Origin of the sequence: Luteimonas viscosa (assembly GCF_008244685.1) — a bacterium.
Taxonomy (GTDB): Bacteria; Pseudomonadota; Gammaproteobacteria; order Xanthomonadales; family Xanthomonadaceae; genus Luteimonas; species Luteimonas viscosa.
The window spans coordinates 3,030,594-3,048,337 of record NZ_VTFT01000001.1; the positions used below are offsets into that span (position 1 = coordinate 3,030,594).

Here is a 17,744-nt window from a genome sequence, read left to right on the forward strand (position 1 = left end):
ATGACCAGCGCAGCCGCGGAGGGGCCGTGCCGACCTGGCTGGTGACCGGCGGCGCCGGCTTCATCGGCGGCAACTTCGTGCTCGATGCCGTTGCGCGTGGCGTGCGCGTCGTCAATCTCGACGCGCTGACCTACGCTGGCAACCTCGACACGCTTGCGTCATTGCGCAACAATCCCCGTCACGTGTTCGTGAATGGCGACATCGGCGACCGTGCGCTGGTGTCGCGCCTGTTGGCCGAGCATCGCCCCGACGCGGTATTCAACTTCGCCGCCGAGAGCCATGTCGACCGCTCGATCGACGGCCCGGCGGCATTCGTGCAGACCAACGTGGTCGGGACCCTGGCGTTGCTGGAATCCATGCGCGACCACTGGGCCTCCCTGCATGGCAATGAGGCCGATGTGTTCCGGTTTCTGCACGTGTCCACCGACGAGGTCTACGGCGCGCTCGGAGAGACCGGCCGCTTCACTGAAGCCTCGCCATACGCGCCCAACTCCCCCTACGCGGCGTCCAAGGCCGCGTCCGACCACCTCGTGCGCGCCTTCCACCACACCTACGGGGTGCCCGTGCTGACGACGAACTGCAGCAACAACTACGGGCCTTGGCAGTTCCCCGAAAAGCTGATCCCGCTGGTGATCGCGAAGGCGCTCGCCGGCGAGCTGCTCCCGGTGTACGGCGACGGCCTGCAGGTGCGCGACTGGCTGTTCGTGGCCGACCATTGCGCCGCGATCCGCGCGGTGCTGGCCAACGGTCGCGTCGGCGAGACCTACAACGTCGGCGGCGATGCCGAGCGACGCAACCTAGACGTAGTGGAGGCGATCTGCGGCCTGCTCGATGCCCGGCGCCCGCGCGCGGATGGCCAGCCGCACTCAACACTCATCCGCTTCGTCGCTGATCGTCCGGGCCACGACCGGCGCTACGCGATCGATGCGGGCAAGTTGCGCGCCGAACTGGGCTGGACGCCGGAGTACAGCTTCGAACGCGGCCTGGCCGAGACCGTCGACTGGTACCTGGCGCACCAGGACTGGGTCGGGCGCGTGCTCGACGGCAGCTATCGCCTGGAGCGCATCGGAGTGGCGGCATGAGCGGCCGCAAGGGCATCGTGCTGGCCGGCGGCTCCGGCACCCGGCTCTATCCGATCACGCAGGCGATCAGCAAGCAGCTGCTGCCGGTCTACGACAAGCCGATGATCTACTACCCGCTGAGCGTGCTGATGCTGGCGGGGATCCGCGAGGTGCTGGTGATCAATACTCCGCACGAGCAGCCGCTGTTCCGCAGCCTGCTCGGCGACGGCTCGCAATGGGGCATGAAGATCGAATACGCCGTGCAGCCGAGTCCCGACGGGCTGGCCCAGGCGCTGCTGATCGGCCGCGACTTCCTCGCCGGCGCGCCCAGCTGCCTGGTGCTGGGCGACAACATTTTCCACGGACCCGGCCTGACCACGATGCTCGGGCGCGCGGACGCCCGGCCCTCTGGCGCAACGGTGTTCGGCTACCGGGTCGCAAACCCCGAACGTTACGGTGTTGCAGAGTTCGATGCTGCAGGAAGAGTGGTCGGCCTGGAGGAGAAGCCCGTGGCGCCGCGCTCGAACCATGCAGTCACGGGGCTGTATTTCTTCGATGGGCGCGCAAGCGAATTCGCTGCCGCCCTTGGCCCTTCGGCACGTGGCGAGCTGGAGATCACTGACCTCAATCGCTGCTATCTCGAACGTGGCGAACTGCACCTCGAGCAGCTCGGCCGTGGCTATGCCTGGCTCGACACCGGCACGCATCAGTCGCTGATGGAGGCGTCGAACTACATCGCGACGATCGAGGCGCGGCAGGGCCTGCGGGTGTGCTGCCCGGAGGAGATCGCCTGGCGCAAGGGCTGGATCGATGACGCCCGTCTGCGCGCGCTGGCCGCACCACTCGACCGCAGCGGCTATGGGCGTTACCTGCTGGGGCTCGCAGAGCGCGGACACGTGCAGTGAAGCTGGTCGAAACCAACCTGCCGGGTTGCGTGGTAGTCGAGCCGGAAGTGTTCGCCGACGCGCGGGGTTTCGTGTTCGAGGCGTTCAATCGCGACAGGCTCGCCGCCCGGGGACTGTCCCCGACATTCGTGCAAGGCAACGTGTCCTCGTCGGCGCACGGCGTGCTGCGCGGCCTGCACTACCAGTGGCCGAACCCGCAGGGCAAGTACGTGTCCGTGCTCGAAGGCGAGGTCTGGGACGTCGCGGTCGACATCCGCCGCGGTTCGCCGCATTTCGGCAGGTGGACCGCGGTGGTGCTGAGCGCGGAGAACAGGCGGCATTTCTGGATCCCGGAAGGCTTCGCGCACGGCTTCGTCGTGCTGAGCGAACGCGCGCTGTTCACCTACCTGTGTACCGCGACCTACGATCCGGCCGCGGACGCGAACATCCGCTGGAACGATGGCGACCTCGCGATCGACTGGCCGGTCGCTGGGCCCGCATTGTCGGGCAAGGACGCGAAGGCCCCGTTCCTTGCCGACGTGTCGCCGGAGCGGCTGCCGATCTTCTCGCCATGAAGGTCCTGCTGCTGGGGGCGAACGGGCAGGTCGGCCATGAGCTGCGCCGCGCGCTCGCGCCGCTCGGTGATGTGGTCTGCACCACCCGTAGCGGTGCCCTCCAGGGCACGAACGGCTGCGAGGCCGCCGATTTCGACGAGCCGGCCTCGCTGCCGCGATTGGTGCAGCGCATCGCGCCGGATGTCGTCGTCAATGCCGCTGCATACACTGCGGTGGACAAGGCCGAGTCCGATCGCGACGCGGCGTTCCGTGCCAACGCCGAGGCGCCTGCCGAACTCGCGCGGGCCTGTTCCGCGCGCGATGCGCTGCTGGTGCATTACTCGACCGATTACGTGTTCGACGGCAGCGGCGCACGCCCCTATCGGGAGGACGATCCCACCGCGCCGCTCGGTGTTTACGGCGCCAGCAAGCTCGCCGGCGAGGACGCGATCCGCGCAAGCCGCGCGCGCCACATGATCTTCCGCACCGCGTGGGTCTACGGCATGCATGGCCGCAATTTCATGCTGACCATGCTGCGCCTGGCCAGGGAACGCGACGAGTTGCGCGTGGTGTCCGACCAGGCCGGCACGCCGACGCCCGCGACGCTCATCGCCGATGTCACCGCCACGATCCTGGCCCGTGGGGCCACGGGCCCGGGCACCTGGCACCTGACCGCGAACGGCGCGACTTCCTGGTACGGATTCGCCAAAGCCATCGTCGACGAGGCACACGCACGCGGCCTGCTCGAGCGCAAGCCGCGCGTCGTTCCCATTGCCACGAGCGAATATCCCACGCCGGCGAAACGCCCGGCGTATTCGTGCCTCGATACCACCCTGCTCTCGACATCCTTCGGGATCGGGATCCCCGCATGGCAGGACGCGCTGAAGCGGGCGCTGGTCGGCGAAGGCGCGGCGTCGGAGTAGCTGGCGGCGCTTTTCGGGAAGCGGGATGGCCGCCGGAATGGGCCTCGCGGTCAGCGGTGTGGCTCTGGCCGCGGAGATGATCGAGCTGTCGTACCCGCCATCGCAGCCCGGCATGGCGAGTCAAAGTTGCCACCCGGATCCCGGCGTCCCGGATTCCGGGGCTGCCGCCGGGGCTTGAGCGGAGCACGGGGCCGGCTGCCCGCTCGCGAGTGCCCGGCCGCATCCGCACCTGCCGCATGGCCTTTGCGCGGTTTCCCCCCGACGCCTACCATCGGGCCTTTCCCGTCCGGAGGAGCCCGATAATGCTGCGACACGCCCTGCTGCCGATGTGCCTGCTGGCCGCGCTGCCGGCGCTGGCCGATGCGCGCGGTTTCGACGTGCGCGACCTGGTCCGGCTCGACCGCGTCTCGTCCCCGGCCCTGTCGCCGGACGGCCGCGCCGTGGCATTCGTCCAGCGCAGCGTGGATGCCGACCTCAAGGCCACCACCGCCGTGTACGTGCGCAGCCTGGTGACCCGCGACATGGCGCCACCGCGCAGGCTCACGCCCGAGGGCTGGAGCGTGAGCGCGCCCGCATTCTCGCCGGACGGATCGACCCTGTACTTCCTCAGCGCAAAGCACGGCACGCAGCAGCTCTACGCGATGCCGGCACAGGGAGGCGAGCCCAGCCAGCTGACCGGGTTCGCGCTCGACGTCGGCAGCTACCGGCTCTCGCCCGATGGTCGCCGCATCGCGTTCAGCGCCGAGACCTTCGCAGACTGCGCGGACGACTTCGCATGCACGCAGAAGCGCCTCGACGAACGCAAGGAGGCGAAGGCCAGCGGCGTCGTCTACGAGCAGTTGTTCGTGCGCCACTGGGATACCTGGAAGGACGGTCGCCGCAGCCGGCTGTTCGTGGCCGACCTGCCGGCGGATGCCGCGGCGAAGCCGGTGTCGGCTGCGCGCGGCATCAGCCACGCGCTGGACGGCGACGTGCCGTCGAAGCCGTTCGGCGATGCCGGCGACTACACCTGGGCACCCGATGGAGGCAGCGTCGTCGCCAGCATCCGCGTGGCCGGGCGCGAGGAACCCTGGTCGACCAACTTCGACCTGTACCGCCTGCCGGTCGCCGACGGCGCGCCGGTGAACCTCACGGAGGCCAACAAGGCCTGGGACGCCGGCCCGGTGTTCAGCGCCGACGGCAACACGCTGTACTACCGGGCGATGAAGCGGCCCGGCTTCGAGGCCGACCGCTACGCGATCATGGCGATGGACGTGGCCACCGGGCGGACCCGCGAGATCGCGCCGGACTGGGATCGTTCGCCGAGCAGCGTCAAACCCTCCGCCGACGGTCGCGCGCTGTATGCGGCGGCGCAGAGCGTGGGGGAATACCCGCTGTTCCGGATCGACATCGCCAGCGGCGAAGTGACCGAACTGGTCGGCGACGGCAGCGTCTCGTCCTACGAAGTGGCGGGGCAGTCGCTGGTGCTGACGCGCAACGCGCTCGATACCGGCGATGTGCTCTACGCGGCCTCGCCCGACGGCCAGGGCCTGCGCGCCATCACCCCGACCGCGGCCGAACGCCTGCCCGACGTCGACTTCGGCGCCTTCGAACAGTTCGACTTCCGCGGCGCCGGCGGCGATCGCGTGCACGGCTACGTCGTCAAGCCGTGGAACTACGTCGAAGGCCGGACCTACCCGGTCGCGTTCCTGATCCACGGAGGCCCGCAGGGCAGCTTCGGCAACGGCTGGAGCTACCGCTGGAACCCGCAGACCTATGCCGGCCAGGGCTACGCGGTGGTGATGATCGACTTCCACGGCTCGACCGGCTACGGCCAGGCCTTCACCGACTCCATCAGCGGCGACTGGGGCGGCAAGCCGCTGGTCGACCTGCAGCAGGGCTGGGCCGCGGCGCTGGAGCGGTACGACTTCCTCGACGACGACCGCGCCTGCGCGCTCGGCGCCAGCTACGGCGGCTACATGGTCAACTGGATCGCGGGCAACTGGAACGAACCGTGGAAGTGCCTGGTCAACCACGACGGCGTGTTCGACACCCGCTCGATGGGCTACGTCACCGAGGAGCTGTGGTTCACCGAATGGGAGAACGGCGGCACGCCTTACGAACAGCCGCGCAACTACGAGCGCTGGAACCCGGTGAACCACGTGTCGGAGTGGCGGGTGCCGATGCTGGTCGTGCAGGGCGAGAAGGACTACCGCGTGCCGGTGGACCAGGGGCTGTCGACGTTCACCGCGCTGCAGCGCAAGGGCATCGAGTCGCAGCTGCTGTACTTCCCCGACGAGAACCACTGGGTGCTCAAGCCGCACAACAGCGTGCTCTGGCACGACACCGTCAATGCCTGGCTGAAGCGGCATCTGGGCGAGTAACCCTGCGCGGCGCGCTGCTTCTCTTCGGCGCCGCTTGATCCGCGGTTCGGCACACTTCCAACGGAGACATCCATGGCGATCGACAGCGCCGTACCCTCGACTGCCCTGATCACCAACGATGCGGTGGTGATGGGCCTGCTGGCCATCACGCTGGGGCTGGTGTTCTGGACCTCGTCGCGGCCGAGCGGCGCCTGGAAGCGCTTCTACACCTACGTGCCCGCGCTGCTGCTGTGCTACCTGCTGCCCGCGGTCTACAACAGCATCGGCCTGATCGACGGCAACGCCTCGGGGCTGTATCCGATGGCGCGCGACTACCTGCTGCCCAGCGCGCTGGTGCTGCTGTGCCTGGCGATCGACCTGGGTGCGATCCTGCGGCTGGGGCCGAAGGCGGTGGTGATGTTCCTCACCGGTACGTTCGGGGTGATGCTCGGCGCGCTGGTGTCGTTCGTGGCGATGGGCTGGATCCATCCCGAGACGGTGGCCGGCGACACCTGGCGCGGCATGACCACCGTGGCCGGCAGCTGGATCGGCGGCGGCGCCAACCAGGCCGCGATGAAGGAGGTGTTCGAGGTCGAGGCGACGCTGTTCGGCCAGTTCATCGCCGTCGACGTGCTGGTAGCCAACGTGTGGATGGCGATCCTGCTGCTGATGGCCGCGCGCGCGGACGCGTTCGACCGCTGGACCCGCGCCGACACCTCCGCGATCGAGGACATGAAGCAGCGCATCGAGGCCTACCAGGCGCAGCACTCGCGCATCCCGAGCCTGACCGACCTGATGGTGATCCTCGCCATCGGCCTCGGCGCGACCGGCTTGTCGCACCTGCTCGCCGAGCCGCTGGTGGCCTGGATGCAGAGCCTGCCCGCGTCGTGGAACCTCGAGGACTACAGCCTGACGTCCGGCTTCTTCTGGATGGTGGTGATCGCCACCACGGTTGGCCTGGTGCTGAGCTTCACCCGCGCCCGCGAGATGGAGGGCGCCGGGGCTTCGAAGGTCGGGTCCGCGATGCTCTACGTGCTGGTGGCGACCATCGGCATGCACATGGACATCGGCGCGCTGCTCGACCGGCCCTGGCTGTTCCTGCTCGGCCTGATCTGGATCGCGGTGCATGCGGCCCTGCTGCTGATGGTGGCCAAACTGATCCGCGCGCCGCTGTTCTTCCTGGCGGTCGGGTCGCAGGCCAACATCGGCGGAGCGGCTTCGGCGCCGGTGGTCGCCAGCGCGTTCCATCCGGCGCTGGCGCCGGTGGGTGTGCTGCTCGCGGTGCTGGGTTATGCGCTGGGCACCTATTGCGCCTACATCACCGGGCAACTGCTGCGGGTGATGGCGGGCGCCTGAAGCGCCTCCGGGCAGGAGGCGTCGCCGCACGGCCGCGACACGCGGCCGCAGCAGCAGTACCGGGAGGGCGGACACGGGCCGGCGCGTCTGGCGACGTGCTTGACGTGCGGGAATGTCGCGCGCGTGTCGCACTGCAGCACGCACCACGAATCCGACTGGCAACCCATTTGCACGATGCGAAGCTTGCAAATTCGCGCGGTTTCGGTTCGGCTTGCGCTACCGGGCGGCATCGCCGTCGCCAAGGGAGCCGCCGCACGTGAATGCCATCATCCTCCTGCTGGTCGGGCTCGGCGCGATGGCGCTGGGCTACGTGTTCTATTCGAAGTTCATCGCCGAGAAGATCTACCGGCTCCAGGCGGACTACCCGACGCCGGCGCATACCCTGCGCGACGGGGTCGACTACGTGCCGACCAACCGCTTCGTGCTCTGGGGGCACCACTTCACGTCCGTGGCGGGTGCAGCGCCGATCGTGGGACCCGCTATCGCGGTGATCTGGGGCTGGGCGCCCGCGTTCCTGTGGGTGACCTTGGGCACGGTGTTCTTCGCTGGCGTACACGACTTCGGCGCGCTCTGGGCCAGCGTGCGCAACAAGGGCAAGTCGATGGGCATGCTCAGCGGCAGCTACATCGGCCGCCGTGGGCGCAACCTGTTCCTGGTGGTGATCTTCCTGCTGCTACTGATGGTCAACGCCGCGTTCGCGGTGGTGATCGCCAACCTGCTGGTGTCCACGCCGACCTCGGTGATCCCGGTGTGGGGTGCGATCCTGGTGGCGCTGGTGATCGGGCAACTGATCTACCGCTGGAAGGTGGGCCTGCTGTGGCCCTCGATCGGCGGCGTGATCGTGCTCTACGCGCTGATCCTGATCGGCAACAGCTATCCGCTGGTGCTGCCCGATTCGGTGTTCGGCATGAGCGCGAAGTCGGCCTGGATCGTGCTGCTGTTCCTGTACGCGGGCATCGCCTCGCTGCTGCCGGTGTGGGTGCTGCTGCAGCCGCGCGACTACATCAACGGCCTGCAGCTGTTCGTGGGCCTGGGCATCCTGTACGCGGCGGTGCTGTTCGCATCGCCGACGATCGTCGCCCCCGCGTTCAACGACAACGTGCCCGACGGCACGCCCGGGATCGTGCCGCTGCTGTTCGTGACCATCGCCTGCGGGGCGATCTCCGGCTTCCACGGCATGGTCGCCTCGGGCACCACGTCCAAGCAACTGGACAAGGAGACCGACGCGCGCTTCGTCGGCTACTTCGGCGCGGTCGGTGAGGGCATGCTGTCGCTGGCGGCCATCATATGCTGCACCGCCGGCTTCGCCACGCTGGTGGACTGGCAGGCGGTCTACGCGCAGTTCGGCGCCGGCGGCGTGACCGCGTTCGTCAATGGCGGCGACGTGCTGCTGATGGAGGGCCTGGGCATGCCCGAGCAGCTCGGCTCGACCATGCTGGCGACGATGGCGATCCTGTTCGCGGCCACCACCATGGACACCGGCCTGCGCCTGCAGCGCTTCGTGGTGCAGGAAGCGGCGGAGCTGGCGGGATTCAAGGTCGGGACCTTCCTCGGCACGGTGGTGGCGCTGGCGGTGTGCATGGCGCTGGCCTTCGGTGCCGGTGGCGATGGCGCCGGCGGCATGGTCATCTGGCCGTTGTTCGGCACCACCAACCAGCTGCTCGCGGCGCTCACACTCGCGGTGATCTCGGTGATCCTGATCCGCAAGGGCCGCAATCCGCTGTTCACCCTGGTGCCGCTCGTGTTCCTGCTGGTCATGTCGCTGTACGCGCTGATCGTGCAGCTGGGCACCTTCCTCGAGCAGGGCAACTGGCTGCTGCTGGCGATGGACGTGGTGATCCTGGTGGCTGCGCTGTGGGTGTCGTTCGAGGCCTTCCTGGCCATGCGCAAGGGGCGCGATGCCGGTGCCGCGGAGGACGGCACGCTGGACGGCGAGCGCGGCTGATGGCGACCGACGCGCCCGGCGGCTCGCCGCTGGCGCGGCTGTCGGCCGCGCTCGGCGAGTTCTATGCCGCGCCCTACCGGCGCACGTTCGCGCGTGCCCGGCGCGACGAGGACGACCTGTTCATGCTGCTGGTCTGCTCGGAGGCGCTTGGCGTGCCGAACCCGGCCGCCTACTACACCCTGGAACTGATGCCGGTGCTGTACGAGCGCTTCCACGACTGGCACCGGCGCATGGGCATGGAGCGCTCGCCGCTGGACCACGTCGGATGCTGCTGACGCTCGCGGCGTCGCGCCGCGTGCTGTTCCTGGGCGGCAAGGGCGGGGTGGGCAAGACCACGGTCGCATCGGCCGTGGCGTACGCACAGGCCCGCGACGGGCGCCGGGTGCTGCTGGTGTCCACCGATCCTGCGCACAACCTCGGCCACCTGTGGCAATGCCGCATCGGCCCGGAGCCGCGGCCGCTGGCGGCAGGGCTCGACGCGGTCGAGATCGATCCGGGGGCGACCGTGAAGGCGCACCTGGGGCAGGTCGGCGACGCGCTGCGCAAACTGATGCCGCCGCACCTGTCCGGCGAGGTCGACCGGCACCTGGCGCTGTCGCGCGACGCGCCGGGAATGCTCGAGGCCGCGTTGCTCGAGCGCATCGCGGGGATCGTGCAGCAGGGCCTGCGCAGCCACGACCTGCTGGTCTTCGATACCGCGCCGTCCGGACATACCGCACGCCTGATGGCGCTGCCGGACATGATGGCGGCGTGGACCGACGGCCTGCTGCGACGCCAGGCGCGCAGCGAACGTTTCGGTGTCGCGCTGCGCAACCTCGGTGGCGACGACGGCGTGGCTGCGCGCGCGCTCGGCGAGGGCGACGAGGCGCGGACCCCCGGCGACCGGGACCAGGCGATCCGCGCGATGCTGCACCGGCGGCGCCACCTGTTCGGCGACCTGCGCGATGTGCTGGCGGATGCCACCGCCACCGCGTTCGCCATCGTACTGGCGGCCGAGCGCCTGCCGGTGCTGGAAACGATCGAACTCCACGCCAGCCTGGTGCGTGCGGGCATCCACGTCGGCGCGCTCGTGGTCAACCGTCGCTCGCCCGCCGATGCCGGCGCGTTCCTCGCCGAACGGCGCGTCCAGGAGGAGATCCACCTTCGTGCGCTGCGCGAGGCGCTGCCGGACATCCCGTTGCAGCAGCTGCCGCTGCTTGCCGGGGACGTGGCGGGCGAGGCGGGCGTGGCCGCGATCGCCGACCTGCTGGCGCGCAGCGGCTAGAGCCAGCCGATGCGCCGGAACAGGCGGTAGAGCCCGAAGCAGACCGCGCCGACGAAGAGCACCAGCAGCGGGTAGGCATAGCGACCGTCGAGCTCGGGCATCGACCGGAAGTTCATCCCGTACCAGCTGGTGATCAGGGTCGGCGCCGCCAGCAGTGCGGCCCAGGCGCCGAGTTTCCTGACCGTCTCGCCCTGTGCCAGCGTGACCAGCGACTGGTTGACCGCCATCGCGGTGCCCAGCAGGTCGCGCAGCGCGTCGACCGTGTCGTTGACGCGGATCACGTGGTCGTGCACGTCGCGGAAGTAGAAACGCGTTTCCTCCGGGATCTGCGGCGAGGGCGAACGCACCAGCTGCGACAGCACGTCGATCAGCGGCGCCACCGACATCCGCATCTCGGTCAGCTCGCGCTTGAGGTCGTAGAGCCGTACCAGGGTGCTGCGCCGATACGCGTCCGAGAAGATGTCGCGCTCGAGCGCGCGCAGCGTGGCCTTGAACTGGTCGGCGATGGGCAGGTAGTTGTCGACGATGAAGTCGAGCACCGCGTACAGCGCGTACGAGGGCCCCAGCGCGAGCAGGGCCGGCTCGCGCTCGACGCGTGCGCGGGCGTGCGCGTAGGAGAGCGAGGCGCCGTGACGGACCGTGATCAGGTAGTTCGGCCCGACGAAGATGTGGGTCTCGCCGAACAGGAGCTGGCCGTCGACCATCTGCGCGGTATTCACGGCGAGGAACAGGGCCTGGCCATAGGCCTCGACCTTGGGCCGCTGGTGCGCGTTGTGCGCGTCCTCGATCGCGAGCTCGTGCAGGTCGAACTCCTCCTGCAGCTTTTCCAGGCTGGCGTCGTCGGGTTCGTACAGTCCGATCCAGACGAAGCTGCCGTCGTCCTGTGCGAGCACGTCGCTGATCGCATCCAGCGCGATGTCGCGCCGGACGCCGTCCGGCGCGTACACCGCGCAGTTGACCACGCAGGCGGGGTTGGAGACGGGGGCGGACGCTTCGCTCATGGGACGCATCCTGCGCGAGCCGGCGGGCCCGGGCAAGCCGCCGGGAAGCTGCCGTCCGGGCACCTCCGCCCATCCGGGCGGCGCGTGCGGCCGCGAGGCGCGGCCTCTCAGTGCGCGACGAAGCGGATCGCCTGCCCGCCACCCGGTGCGAGGCGCAGGGTCAGCGTGTCGGCGCCGGTCACCTCGCGTTGCTCGATCACGATATCCTCGCGGTTGCCGCGGTAGTCCGCATCGTCGCCATCGCGATAGACCTGGGCGGTGTAGCGGCGGCCCTCGTCGAGGAACGACAGCGCGACCTCGAAGCTGCGCGCATGCTCGTCCGTGAGCGACCCCAGGTACCAGTCGTCGCCGCCGCGCTCGCGGCGGGCGATGGTGACGTAGTCGCCGATCTCGCCGTTGAGCACGCGGGTGGTTTCCCAGTCCACCGGCACGTCCTTGATGAACTGGAAGGGGCCGGGATTCTTCTCGTAGTTCTCCAGCAGGTCGGCCGCCATCTGCAGCGGGCTGTGGATCACCACGTACAGCGCCAGCTGCTTGGCCCAGGTGGTCTCGATGCCGCCGGACGAACGCGTACGCATGCCGAAGATGCCCGGCGTGTAGTCCATCGGTCCCGCCAGCAGGCGCGTGAACACCAGGTTGGCCTCGTGCTCGGGCGGGTTGCCAGGCTGGCCCCAGGCGCTGAACTCCATGCCGCGCGCGCCCTCGCGGGTGACCCAGTTCGGATACGTGCGACGCAGCCCGGTGTCCTTGACCGGCTCGTGCGGATTGACCGAGATCCGGCGCTTCGCCGCTTCCGTCACCACCTTGAGGTGGTGGTTGGCCATGGCCTGGCCCTCGTGCCAGGCATAGACGATGCCGCCGTCCGCATCGCGCACCTTGGCCTGCCCGGCATCGGCGACGTAGCCGGTCTTGACCGCCGGCACGCCCACCCGCCGGTACAGGTCGAACGCGGCGTCGAGCTGAGATTCGTAGTGCGCGGCGTGGCCCGAGGTCTCGTGGTGGCCGATCAGCGCCACGCCCTTGCCGCGCGCGTACCCGCTCAGCGCGGCGAGGTCGAAGTCTCCGGCCGATTCGGTGAAGCTGAACTCCTCGCCGTTGCCGAACCAGTCGCCATCCCAGCCGCGGTTCCAGCCTTCCACCAGCACGCCGCCGAAACCGTGCTCGGCGGCGAAGTCGATGTGCCGGCGGACGTTGGCGTCGGTGGCGCCGTGGCGCGCACCGGTGCCCCAGGTCTTGAGGTCCATGTGCATTTCCCACCACACGCCGACGTACTTCATCGGCTTCACCCAGGACACGTCGCCGAGCCTGTTGGGTTCGTTGAGGTTGAGGATCAGCGAGGACTCCACCAGGTCGCCGGCGCGCGTGGCGACCTGCAGCGTGCGCCACGGCGTGGCGAAGGGCGTGGCCACCGACACCTTCGCCGCCGTGCCGCTGCCCGGGGTGAGCGCGGCCTTGAGCTTGCGCCCCTCGACCCGGGTGAGGTTCATGCCCGAGTAGTCGACCAGCGCCGCCTCGTGGATCGAGACGTGCAGGCCGTCGCCGGTGCGCAGCGTGATCGGCGTCTGCGCATCGCCCACCTGCTGCAGCGACGTGGTGTGGTACAGGTATTCCTCGCGGTTCCACTCGAACGCCGGGATCCACCACGCGGTGGCGTCTTCGGCCAGCGTGAATTCGGTCAGTTCCTCGGCGATGTTCAGCCGCTCGAGGCCGGGCTGGCTGCGGAACACGTAGCGGAAGCCGATGCCGTCGTCATGGAGGCGGAATACCACGTCGAAGTCGCGCTTGCGGCCGGTCCGCTCGCGCAGGGTCACGGTGAGCTGGTTGTAGTGGTTGCGGATCTCGCGGCGCTCGCCCCAGGGCTGCTCCCAGGTCTGGTCGAACGAATCCCGGGTCTGCGCGGCGATCGCGAGGTTGCGTTCGAATTTCGGCACGTCGGTGAACAGCATGCCCAGGTGCGAAGGCGCGATGACCTCGCGGCCCTCGCGATGCACCGCGTAGCTCGGCCGGCCGTCGTTGTCGGTGGTCAGCTCGACGCACAGCACGTTCCCGGGCGAGCAGGCCTGCGCCTTCGGCGATGGCGGGGCCGTCCAGGCGGGCGAGGCCGCGGTGCACAGGAGCACGGCGGCGATGGATGCGTTTCGGATCTGCATCGGGCGGGTTCCTGTCGCGGAATCGGACCGATGATGTCACGGCGCCCGCGCGCGCGCGGCGTGCATACGTATGCAGTTGCGTCGGCGCGGGAGGCCGGTGTGCGCGAGTTACGCAGCCCGCGTCGCGCGGCCCGCGAGCGTCCACGCCAATGCGACGTGGATCGGCAGCAGCAGCGCGATCCAGTGCGCGTTGCGCTGCGGCAGCACCGGCAACCAGTGGAGGAACAGCGCGAGCACGGCGCCGGCGGCGACCAGCCACGCGAGCGCGCGGAACGGCTTGCCCGGGTCGCGCGAGCGCGCGATCCGCCACCCGCCCGGCCACAGCAGCAGGCACAGCGGCGACAGCAGCAGCAGGTTCTGGTTCGCCCATGCGAAGCGGTGTTCGGTGAGGCCCCAGAGGAACAGCATCGCGCCGCCGAGCAGGGCGGCCAGCGTCCAGAACGGCAGCGCCAGCGCCGCCAGCGCGGGCGGGCGGCGCTGGCCCAGCAGGCGCAAGGCCGCGGCGATCGCTAGGCCGGCGAGCAGCCATGGCCACCACGGTCGCGGCATTTCCGGCGGCTCCGGCGCAAGCCGGTGCGGCAGCAGTTCCTCGGTCGCGGCGACCAGCGGCCGGCCGTCGGCGCGGCGGATGCCGTCCAACGCATCGGCCAGGCGCATCGGCACGAAGGCGTCGTCCCACAGCGCATTGGGCCGGTCGGCCGCGGGACCGAGGCCCAGGTCGAAGCCCAGCCACAACCACGGCGCGGGGGAGGCCAGCCGCACCGCGTCGCCGCGGAACGTATTGCCGCGCGAGCGTCCCGCCAGCTGGCGCCGCAGCAGGCCGCCGAGCGCGTCGTCGAGCGCGTCGCGCACGCGCGTCGAGCAGTTGTCGGTGAAGTAGTCGTAGCGGTAGGCCGCGTTCTCCGGGCGGGCGTTGTCCGCCAGTGCGGCGGCCAGGCGCGCGGCTTCGTCCGGGTCCAGGTCGAGCCACTGCACCGAGACGCCGCGGCCGACCTCGCGGTAGTAGGCCAGGTCCTGCGACAGCGGCAACGCGACAAGGCGGTAGCGCATGTCCCCGCGCACGAAGCGGCCGGTGAAATCCGGCTCGTCGAGGTCGAAGAAGCCGAAGTTGTACGAGACCGGCTCGGCAAACAGGGGGTCGTCGACCACGATCGCGTTATGGCCGAAACGCTCGAAGAAGATCTCGCCGGGCTGCATGGTGGCGACGCCGATGCGCGGCGCGGCCTGCACCAGCGACGACATCGCGAGCAGGGCCGCCAGCAGCGCCGCGCGCCATGGGCTCATGGACGATCGTGCAGGGCGGGCACGTCAGTCCGCGGCGTGGTCGGCATGCACGCTGACGTGCAGGGCATGCAGCCGGCGCGCGTCGGCGCGGGTCACGCGGAATCCGAAGCGGCCCAGCGTGAGCTCCTCGCCCGCCTCGGGCAGGTGGCCGATGGCCGCGGTGACCAGGCCGCCGATCGTGTCGTATTCGTCGTCGTCGAAATCCGCGCCGAAACGCTCGTTGAAATCCGCGATCGGGGTCAGTGCGTCGACCACGTACTGGCCGTCGGCCTGGGCCGCGATCAGGGCATCGGGATCCTCGGCGTCGTCGTGCTCGTCGTCGATCTCGCCGACGATCTCCTCCAGCACGTCCTCGATCGTCACCAGTCCGGCGACCCCGCCGTACTCGTCGATCACGATCGCCATGTGGTTGCGCGACTGGCGGAACTCGCGCAGCAGCAGGTTGAGCTTCTTCGACTCGGGGATCAGCACCGCCGGGCGCAGCAGTTCGTGGATCGTGCCGGGACCGTTGTCGGCGACCACGCCGCGCAGCAGGTCCTTGGCCAGCAGGATGCCGAGGATCTCGTCCTTGTCCTCGCCGTGCACCGGGAAGCGGGAGTGGCCCGATTCGACCACCTGCTTCATCAGGTCGAGGAATTTCGCGTCGGCGGGCAGGGCGACCATCTGCGAACGCGAGACCATCACGTCGCCCACGGTCATGTCGGACACGGCCAGCGCGCCTTCCATCATCCGCAGGGTGTCGGCCTCGATCAGGCCGTCGGAATGGGTGTCGCGCAGCAGTTCGACCAGGTCGTCGCGGGTGCTGGGCTCGCCGGAGATCGCGGAACTGAGCCGGTCCAGCCAGCTGCGCCGCCTTTCGGCGGTTTCGGCGGTGCCGGTACTACTGTCGTCCTCGGACATTGCTTTCGGGTGCTTGATTCAAAAAGGCGCCGCCAAAGGCGACCGGTGAAGTCTAACGCGCCGGCGTGAAAGGTGCCCATCACGCGTGTCTGGCGGGTTGCGTCCTCAGGCCGGCACGCCGCGGTCGCGGCCCGGCTTGAGGATCAGCAGTTCGTCCGCCTCGCGGTTGCGGCAGCGCTGCAGGAACCCCTCCGCGGCGGCCGGATCGACCCGGTAGCGCTCCAGCGCGGCGCGGTCGATCTCGTAGTACTCCTCGTAGTCGGCCAGGCGGTTGGCCACGGGGATCGATAGGTAGTAGCGCCCGGATTGTTCTTCGATGCCGAGGGAAAAGCGCAGCTCGCGGCTCACGAACAGATCGGTGAATTTCACTTCGGGGCGGTTCCGCGCGCGGAGGTCAGGGGTCGACCGGAGTCGCCGAATATCTTGCTGGCGGGATGCCGGCAACGTCAATCACAGCCTCGGCCGAGCCGTCCGGCAGCCTGCCGCCGGGGATCCACTTGTCGTTGGCGCCGGCCTCGTTGCCCGAGGGCATGCGCAGGTCGAGCTCGGCGGGATCGTCGAAGTCCACCCGCATCAGCGTGTTGCCGTCCAGTTGGCCCTCGGGCAGGCCCAGCGCGCGCTCCAGGGCGCGCGGATCGCCGTTGGTGGCGGCCAGCAGCTCGTCGGCCTGGGAACGGGTCATCACGAACGAGGTGCCGTCCACCTGGCCCGGGCCGTACTTGTCGAGGCCGGACTTGAGCTGGAAACGGGTGGCGCCGCCCTCGAACAGGGCGAGGTGGTCGGAAATGTACTGCGCAGGCAGGTACTCGGCCGGGTCTGGCCGGCTGCCTTTGGCCAGGGCACTGATGTCGTCGATCTGGGTACGCGTCAGGGGGACGGCGTTGTCGATGCGGGCACCGGTACGCGCGGCGTCGGCGACGTCGCTGGCGGCATCGGCGACCCGGCCGCCGCGGGCGGCCTTGTCCACGCCCTTCGTGCCCACCACCACCAGCACCGCCTCGGTCAGCCCGCGGCCGATGGCTTCGCCGTAGTTGCCGTTGTTCCAGTCGTCGACGATCGGCTCGACCACCGCGTCGACCAGCAGGCCGGGGTTGCGGGCGATGGTGGCCGCGGTCTCGAAGGCGCCTTCCAGGCGCTCGCCGCCACGCTCCGCGGAGGGCAGCCAGTCCGCTGCGTCCTGCCCGGTCAGGTCCTCGTAGGCATCGGTGATCACGCCGGCCCCGCTGAGGTCGTAGCCGGTCCGGGCCACGCCGACGCCGAGGTCGACCACGCCCTTGCCGGTTTCCCACAGCGTTTCGCCTGCGCCCTTGAAGACGCCGCCGACCTGCGAGAGTCCGTTGCCGATACTGTCGAATACGCCCATGGCGGTGGCCACGCTTCCAGGATGCAACGAACCTAGCCGGCGCTGGCGGAAGCGACAATCTGGGGAAAACCCTCGCGGCGCGGGCGGCTGCAGGCCGCGAGGCCCCGACCCCCGGACGGGGCGTTTTCCGACGGCCGACCCGGGCGTGGCCCGATGGGCGGCGTGCGGCCGCACCCGGATCCTGTGCCTGCGGCATCCACCCACCACGTCAAGGAGGACGTTCCATGCGCTGCATCCATGCCCTGGCCCTGTGCGGGCTCCTCATCCTGCTGCCGGCCGCGGTCGCGCGCGCGCAGCAGGGTCCCGACTACATCGACATCACCGGCTACCTGCAGACCGATGCGCAGTACGAGGCCTGGTTCAATCTCACCCGGGGCCTGCGCCGCGGGTTCGACGAGATCTGCGGCGACACCTTCTGCGAGGGCGAGTACAGCAACATCCAGTCGCTGCGGTACCTGTGCTCGGTGCACCGGGTCAGCGGCCGGATCGGCATGTGCAGCTGGACCTTCGCGGCCAGCCACGAGGAGATCGCCCCGACCAACGGCAGGATCGGGGTCGAGCGCGCCTTCTGGCAGTGCCGTACGCCCTTGCCGTCGGGCACCACCATCGAACAGCTGCTCGCTGCGCTCGGCGACGAGGACGAACCGCTGTACGCGCCGCTGCCCGGCACGCAGCGCACGATGATGGACGGCCTGATCGATTGCCTGTGAGGCGGCC

16 protein-coding genes are annotated in these 17,744 nt (G+C 69.7%); 10 read left to right on the top strand and 6 right to left on the bottom strand.

Going from position 1 to position 17,744, the window contains the following annotated elements; all coding sequences use genetic code 11:
- Positions 1-26: 26 nt before the first annotated feature.
- The 9 genes from rfbB (at position 27) to FZO89_RS13480 (ending at position 10,329) form a co-directional block, all read left to right on the top strand.
- Positions 27-1,082 carry a dTDP-glucose 4,6-dehydratase gene (gene rfbB / locus FZO89_RS13440; RefSeq protein WP_149103737.1) on the top strand — a complete coding sequence of 352 codons (1,056 nt, stop codon included), beginning with the start codon at positions 27-29 and terminating at the stop codon, positions 1,080-1,082.
- Complete coding sequence (rfbA, locus tag FZO89_RS13445) at positions 1,079-1,966, top strand: glucose-1-phosphate thymidylyltransferase RfbA (protein ID WP_149103738.1); 888 nt, start codon at positions 1,079-1,081, stop codon at positions 1,964-1,966. Before rfbB ends, rfbA begins: the two co-directional genes overlap by 4 nt.
- A complete protein-coding gene (gene rfbC / locus FZO89_RS13450; protein WP_149103739.1) occupies positions 1,963-2,520 on the top strand; it encodes a dTDP-4-dehydrorhamnose 3,5-epimerase in 558 nt (185 codons plus the stop codon). The genes rfbA and rfbC overlap by 4 nt, the downstream gene beginning before the upstream one ends.
- Positions 2,517-3,422: a dTDP-4-dehydrorhamnose reductase gene (gene rfbD, locus FZO89_RS13455; protein WP_149103740.1), complete on the top strand. Its 906-nt coding sequence runs from the start codon at positions 2,517-2,519 to the stop codon at positions 3,420-3,422. Before rfbC ends, rfbD begins: the two co-directional genes overlap by 4 nt.
- Before the next feature lie 299 nt (positions 3,423-3,721).
- Positions 3,722-5,785, top strand: a complete 2,064-nt coding sequence (locus FZO89_RS13460) for a S9 family peptidase (protein ID WP_149104176.1) — start codon at positions 3,722-3,724, stop codon at positions 5,783-5,785.
- 72 nt (positions 5,786-5,857) lie between these two features.
- On the top strand, positions 5,858-7,120 hold the full coding sequence (locus FZO89_RS13465) for a DUF819 family protein (protein WP_149103741.1): 1,263 nt from the start codon (positions 5,858-5,860) through the stop codon (positions 7,118-7,120).
- 256 nt (positions 7,121-7,376) lie between these two features.
- Positions 7,377-9,065, top strand: coding sequence for a carbon starvation CstA family protein (locus tag FZO89_RS13470; protein WP_149103742.1), 1,689 nt, complete (start codon positions 7,377-7,379; stop codon positions 9,063-9,065).
- Positions 9,065-9,340, top strand: coding sequence for a cory-CC-star protein (locus tag FZO89_RS13475; RefSeq protein ID WP_149103743.1), 276 nt, complete (start codon positions 9,065-9,067; stop codon positions 9,338-9,340). The genes FZO89_RS13470 and FZO89_RS13475 overlap by 1 nt, the downstream gene beginning before the upstream one ends.
- Positions 9,331-10,329 (top strand): ArsA family ATPase, encoded by a 999-nt coding sequence (locus FZO89_RS13480; RefSeq protein WP_149103744.1) that lies wholly within the window; start codon positions 9,331-9,333, stop codon positions 10,327-10,329. Before FZO89_RS13475 ends, FZO89_RS13480 begins: the two co-directional genes overlap by 10 nt.
- Here the strand turns inward: FZO89_RS13480 and FZO89_RS13485 are convergent.
- From FZO89_RS13485 to FZO89_RS13510, 6 genes are all read right to left on the bottom strand, one after another.
- A complete protein-coding gene (locus tag FZO89_RS13485; RefSeq protein WP_149103745.1) occupies positions 10,326-11,330 on the bottom strand; it encodes a magnesium and cobalt transport protein CorA in 1,005 nt (334 codons plus the stop codon). The two genes, FZO89_RS13480 and FZO89_RS13485, sit on opposite strands and share 4 nt — an antisense overlap.
- Before the next feature lie 107 nt (positions 11,331-11,437).
- Positions 11,438-13,480 (bottom strand): glycoside hydrolase family 97 protein, encoded by a 2,043-nt coding sequence (locus FZO89_RS13490; protein ID WP_149103746.1) that lies wholly within the window; start codon positions 13,478-13,480, stop codon positions 11,438-11,440.
- Positions 13,481-13,588: 108 nt separating this feature from the next.
- Positions 13,589-14,764, bottom strand: a complete 1,176-nt coding sequence (locus tag FZO89_RS13495; protein WP_149103747.1) for a lipoprotein N-acyltransferase Lnb domain-containing protein — start codon at positions 14,762-14,764, stop codon at positions 13,589-13,591.
- Between the two features lie 24 nt (positions 14,765-14,788).
- Complete coding sequence (locus FZO89_RS13500) at positions 14,789-15,664, bottom strand: CorC family transporter (protein ID WP_149103748.1); 876 nt, start codon at positions 15,662-15,664, stop codon at positions 14,789-14,791.
- Positions 15,665-15,769: 105 nt separating this feature from the next.
- On the bottom strand, positions 15,770-16,033 hold the full coding sequence (locus FZO89_RS13505; RefSeq protein ID WP_149103749.1) for a hypothetical protein: 264 nt from the start codon (positions 16,031-16,033) through the stop codon (positions 15,770-15,772).
- 25 nt (positions 16,034-16,058) lie between these two features.
- Complete coding sequence (locus FZO89_RS13510; RefSeq protein WP_149103750.1) at positions 16,059-17,039, bottom strand: hypothetical protein; 981 nt, start codon at positions 17,037-17,039, stop codon at positions 16,059-16,061.
- 212 nt (positions 17,040-17,251) lie between these two features.
- Between FZO89_RS13510 and FZO89_RS13515 the strand changes: the two genes are divergently transcribed.
- On the top strand, positions 17,252-17,737 hold the full coding sequence (locus tag FZO89_RS13515; RefSeq protein WP_149103751.1) for a hypothetical protein: 486 nt from the start codon (positions 17,252-17,254) through the stop codon (positions 17,735-17,737).
- The last annotated feature ends 7 nt before the right edge of the window (positions 17,738-17,744 follow it).

Bases quoted from the DNA above. Each gene is read 5' to 3' on its own strand.
- rfbA (WP_149103738.1), top strand. From the start codon at position 1,079: ATGAGCGGCCGCAAGGGCATCGTGCTGGCCGGCGGCTCCGGCACCCGG.
- rfbD (WP_149103740.1), top strand. From the start codon at position 2,517: ATGAAGGTCCTGCTGCTGGGGGCGAACGGGCAGGTCGGCCATGAGCTG.
- FZO89_RS13465 (WP_149103741.1), top strand. From the start codon at position 5,858: ATGGCGATCGACAGCGCCGTACCCTCGACTGCCCTGATCACCAACGAT.
- FZO89_RS13475 (WP_149103743.1), top strand. From the start codon at position 9,065: ATGGCGACCGACGCGCCCGGCGGCTCGCCGCTGGCGCGGCTGTCGGCC.
- FZO89_RS13480 (WP_149103744.1), top strand. From the start codon at position 9,331: ATGCTGCTGACGCTCGCGGCGTCGCGCCGCGTGCTGTTCCTGGGCGGC.
- FZO89_RS13485 (WP_149103745.1), bottom strand. From the start codon at position 11,330: ATGAGCGAAGCGTCCGCCCCCGTCTCCAACCCCGCCTGCGTGGTCAAC.
- FZO89_RS13490 (WP_149103746.1), bottom strand. From the start codon at position 13,480: ATGCAGATCCGAAACGCATCCATCGCCGCCGTGCTCCTGTGCACCGCG.
- FZO89_RS13495 (WP_149103747.1), bottom strand. From the start codon at position 14,764: ATGAGCCCATGGCGCGCGGCGCTGCTGGCGGCCCTGCTCGCGATGTCG.
- FZO89_RS13500 (WP_149103748.1), bottom strand. From the start codon at position 15,664: ATGTCCGAGGACGACAGTAGTACCGGCACCGCCGAAACCGCCGAAAGG.
- FZO89_RS13515 (WP_149103751.1), top strand. From the start codon at position 17,252: ATGCGCTGCATCCATGCCCTGGCCCTGTGCGGGCTCCTCATCCTGCTG.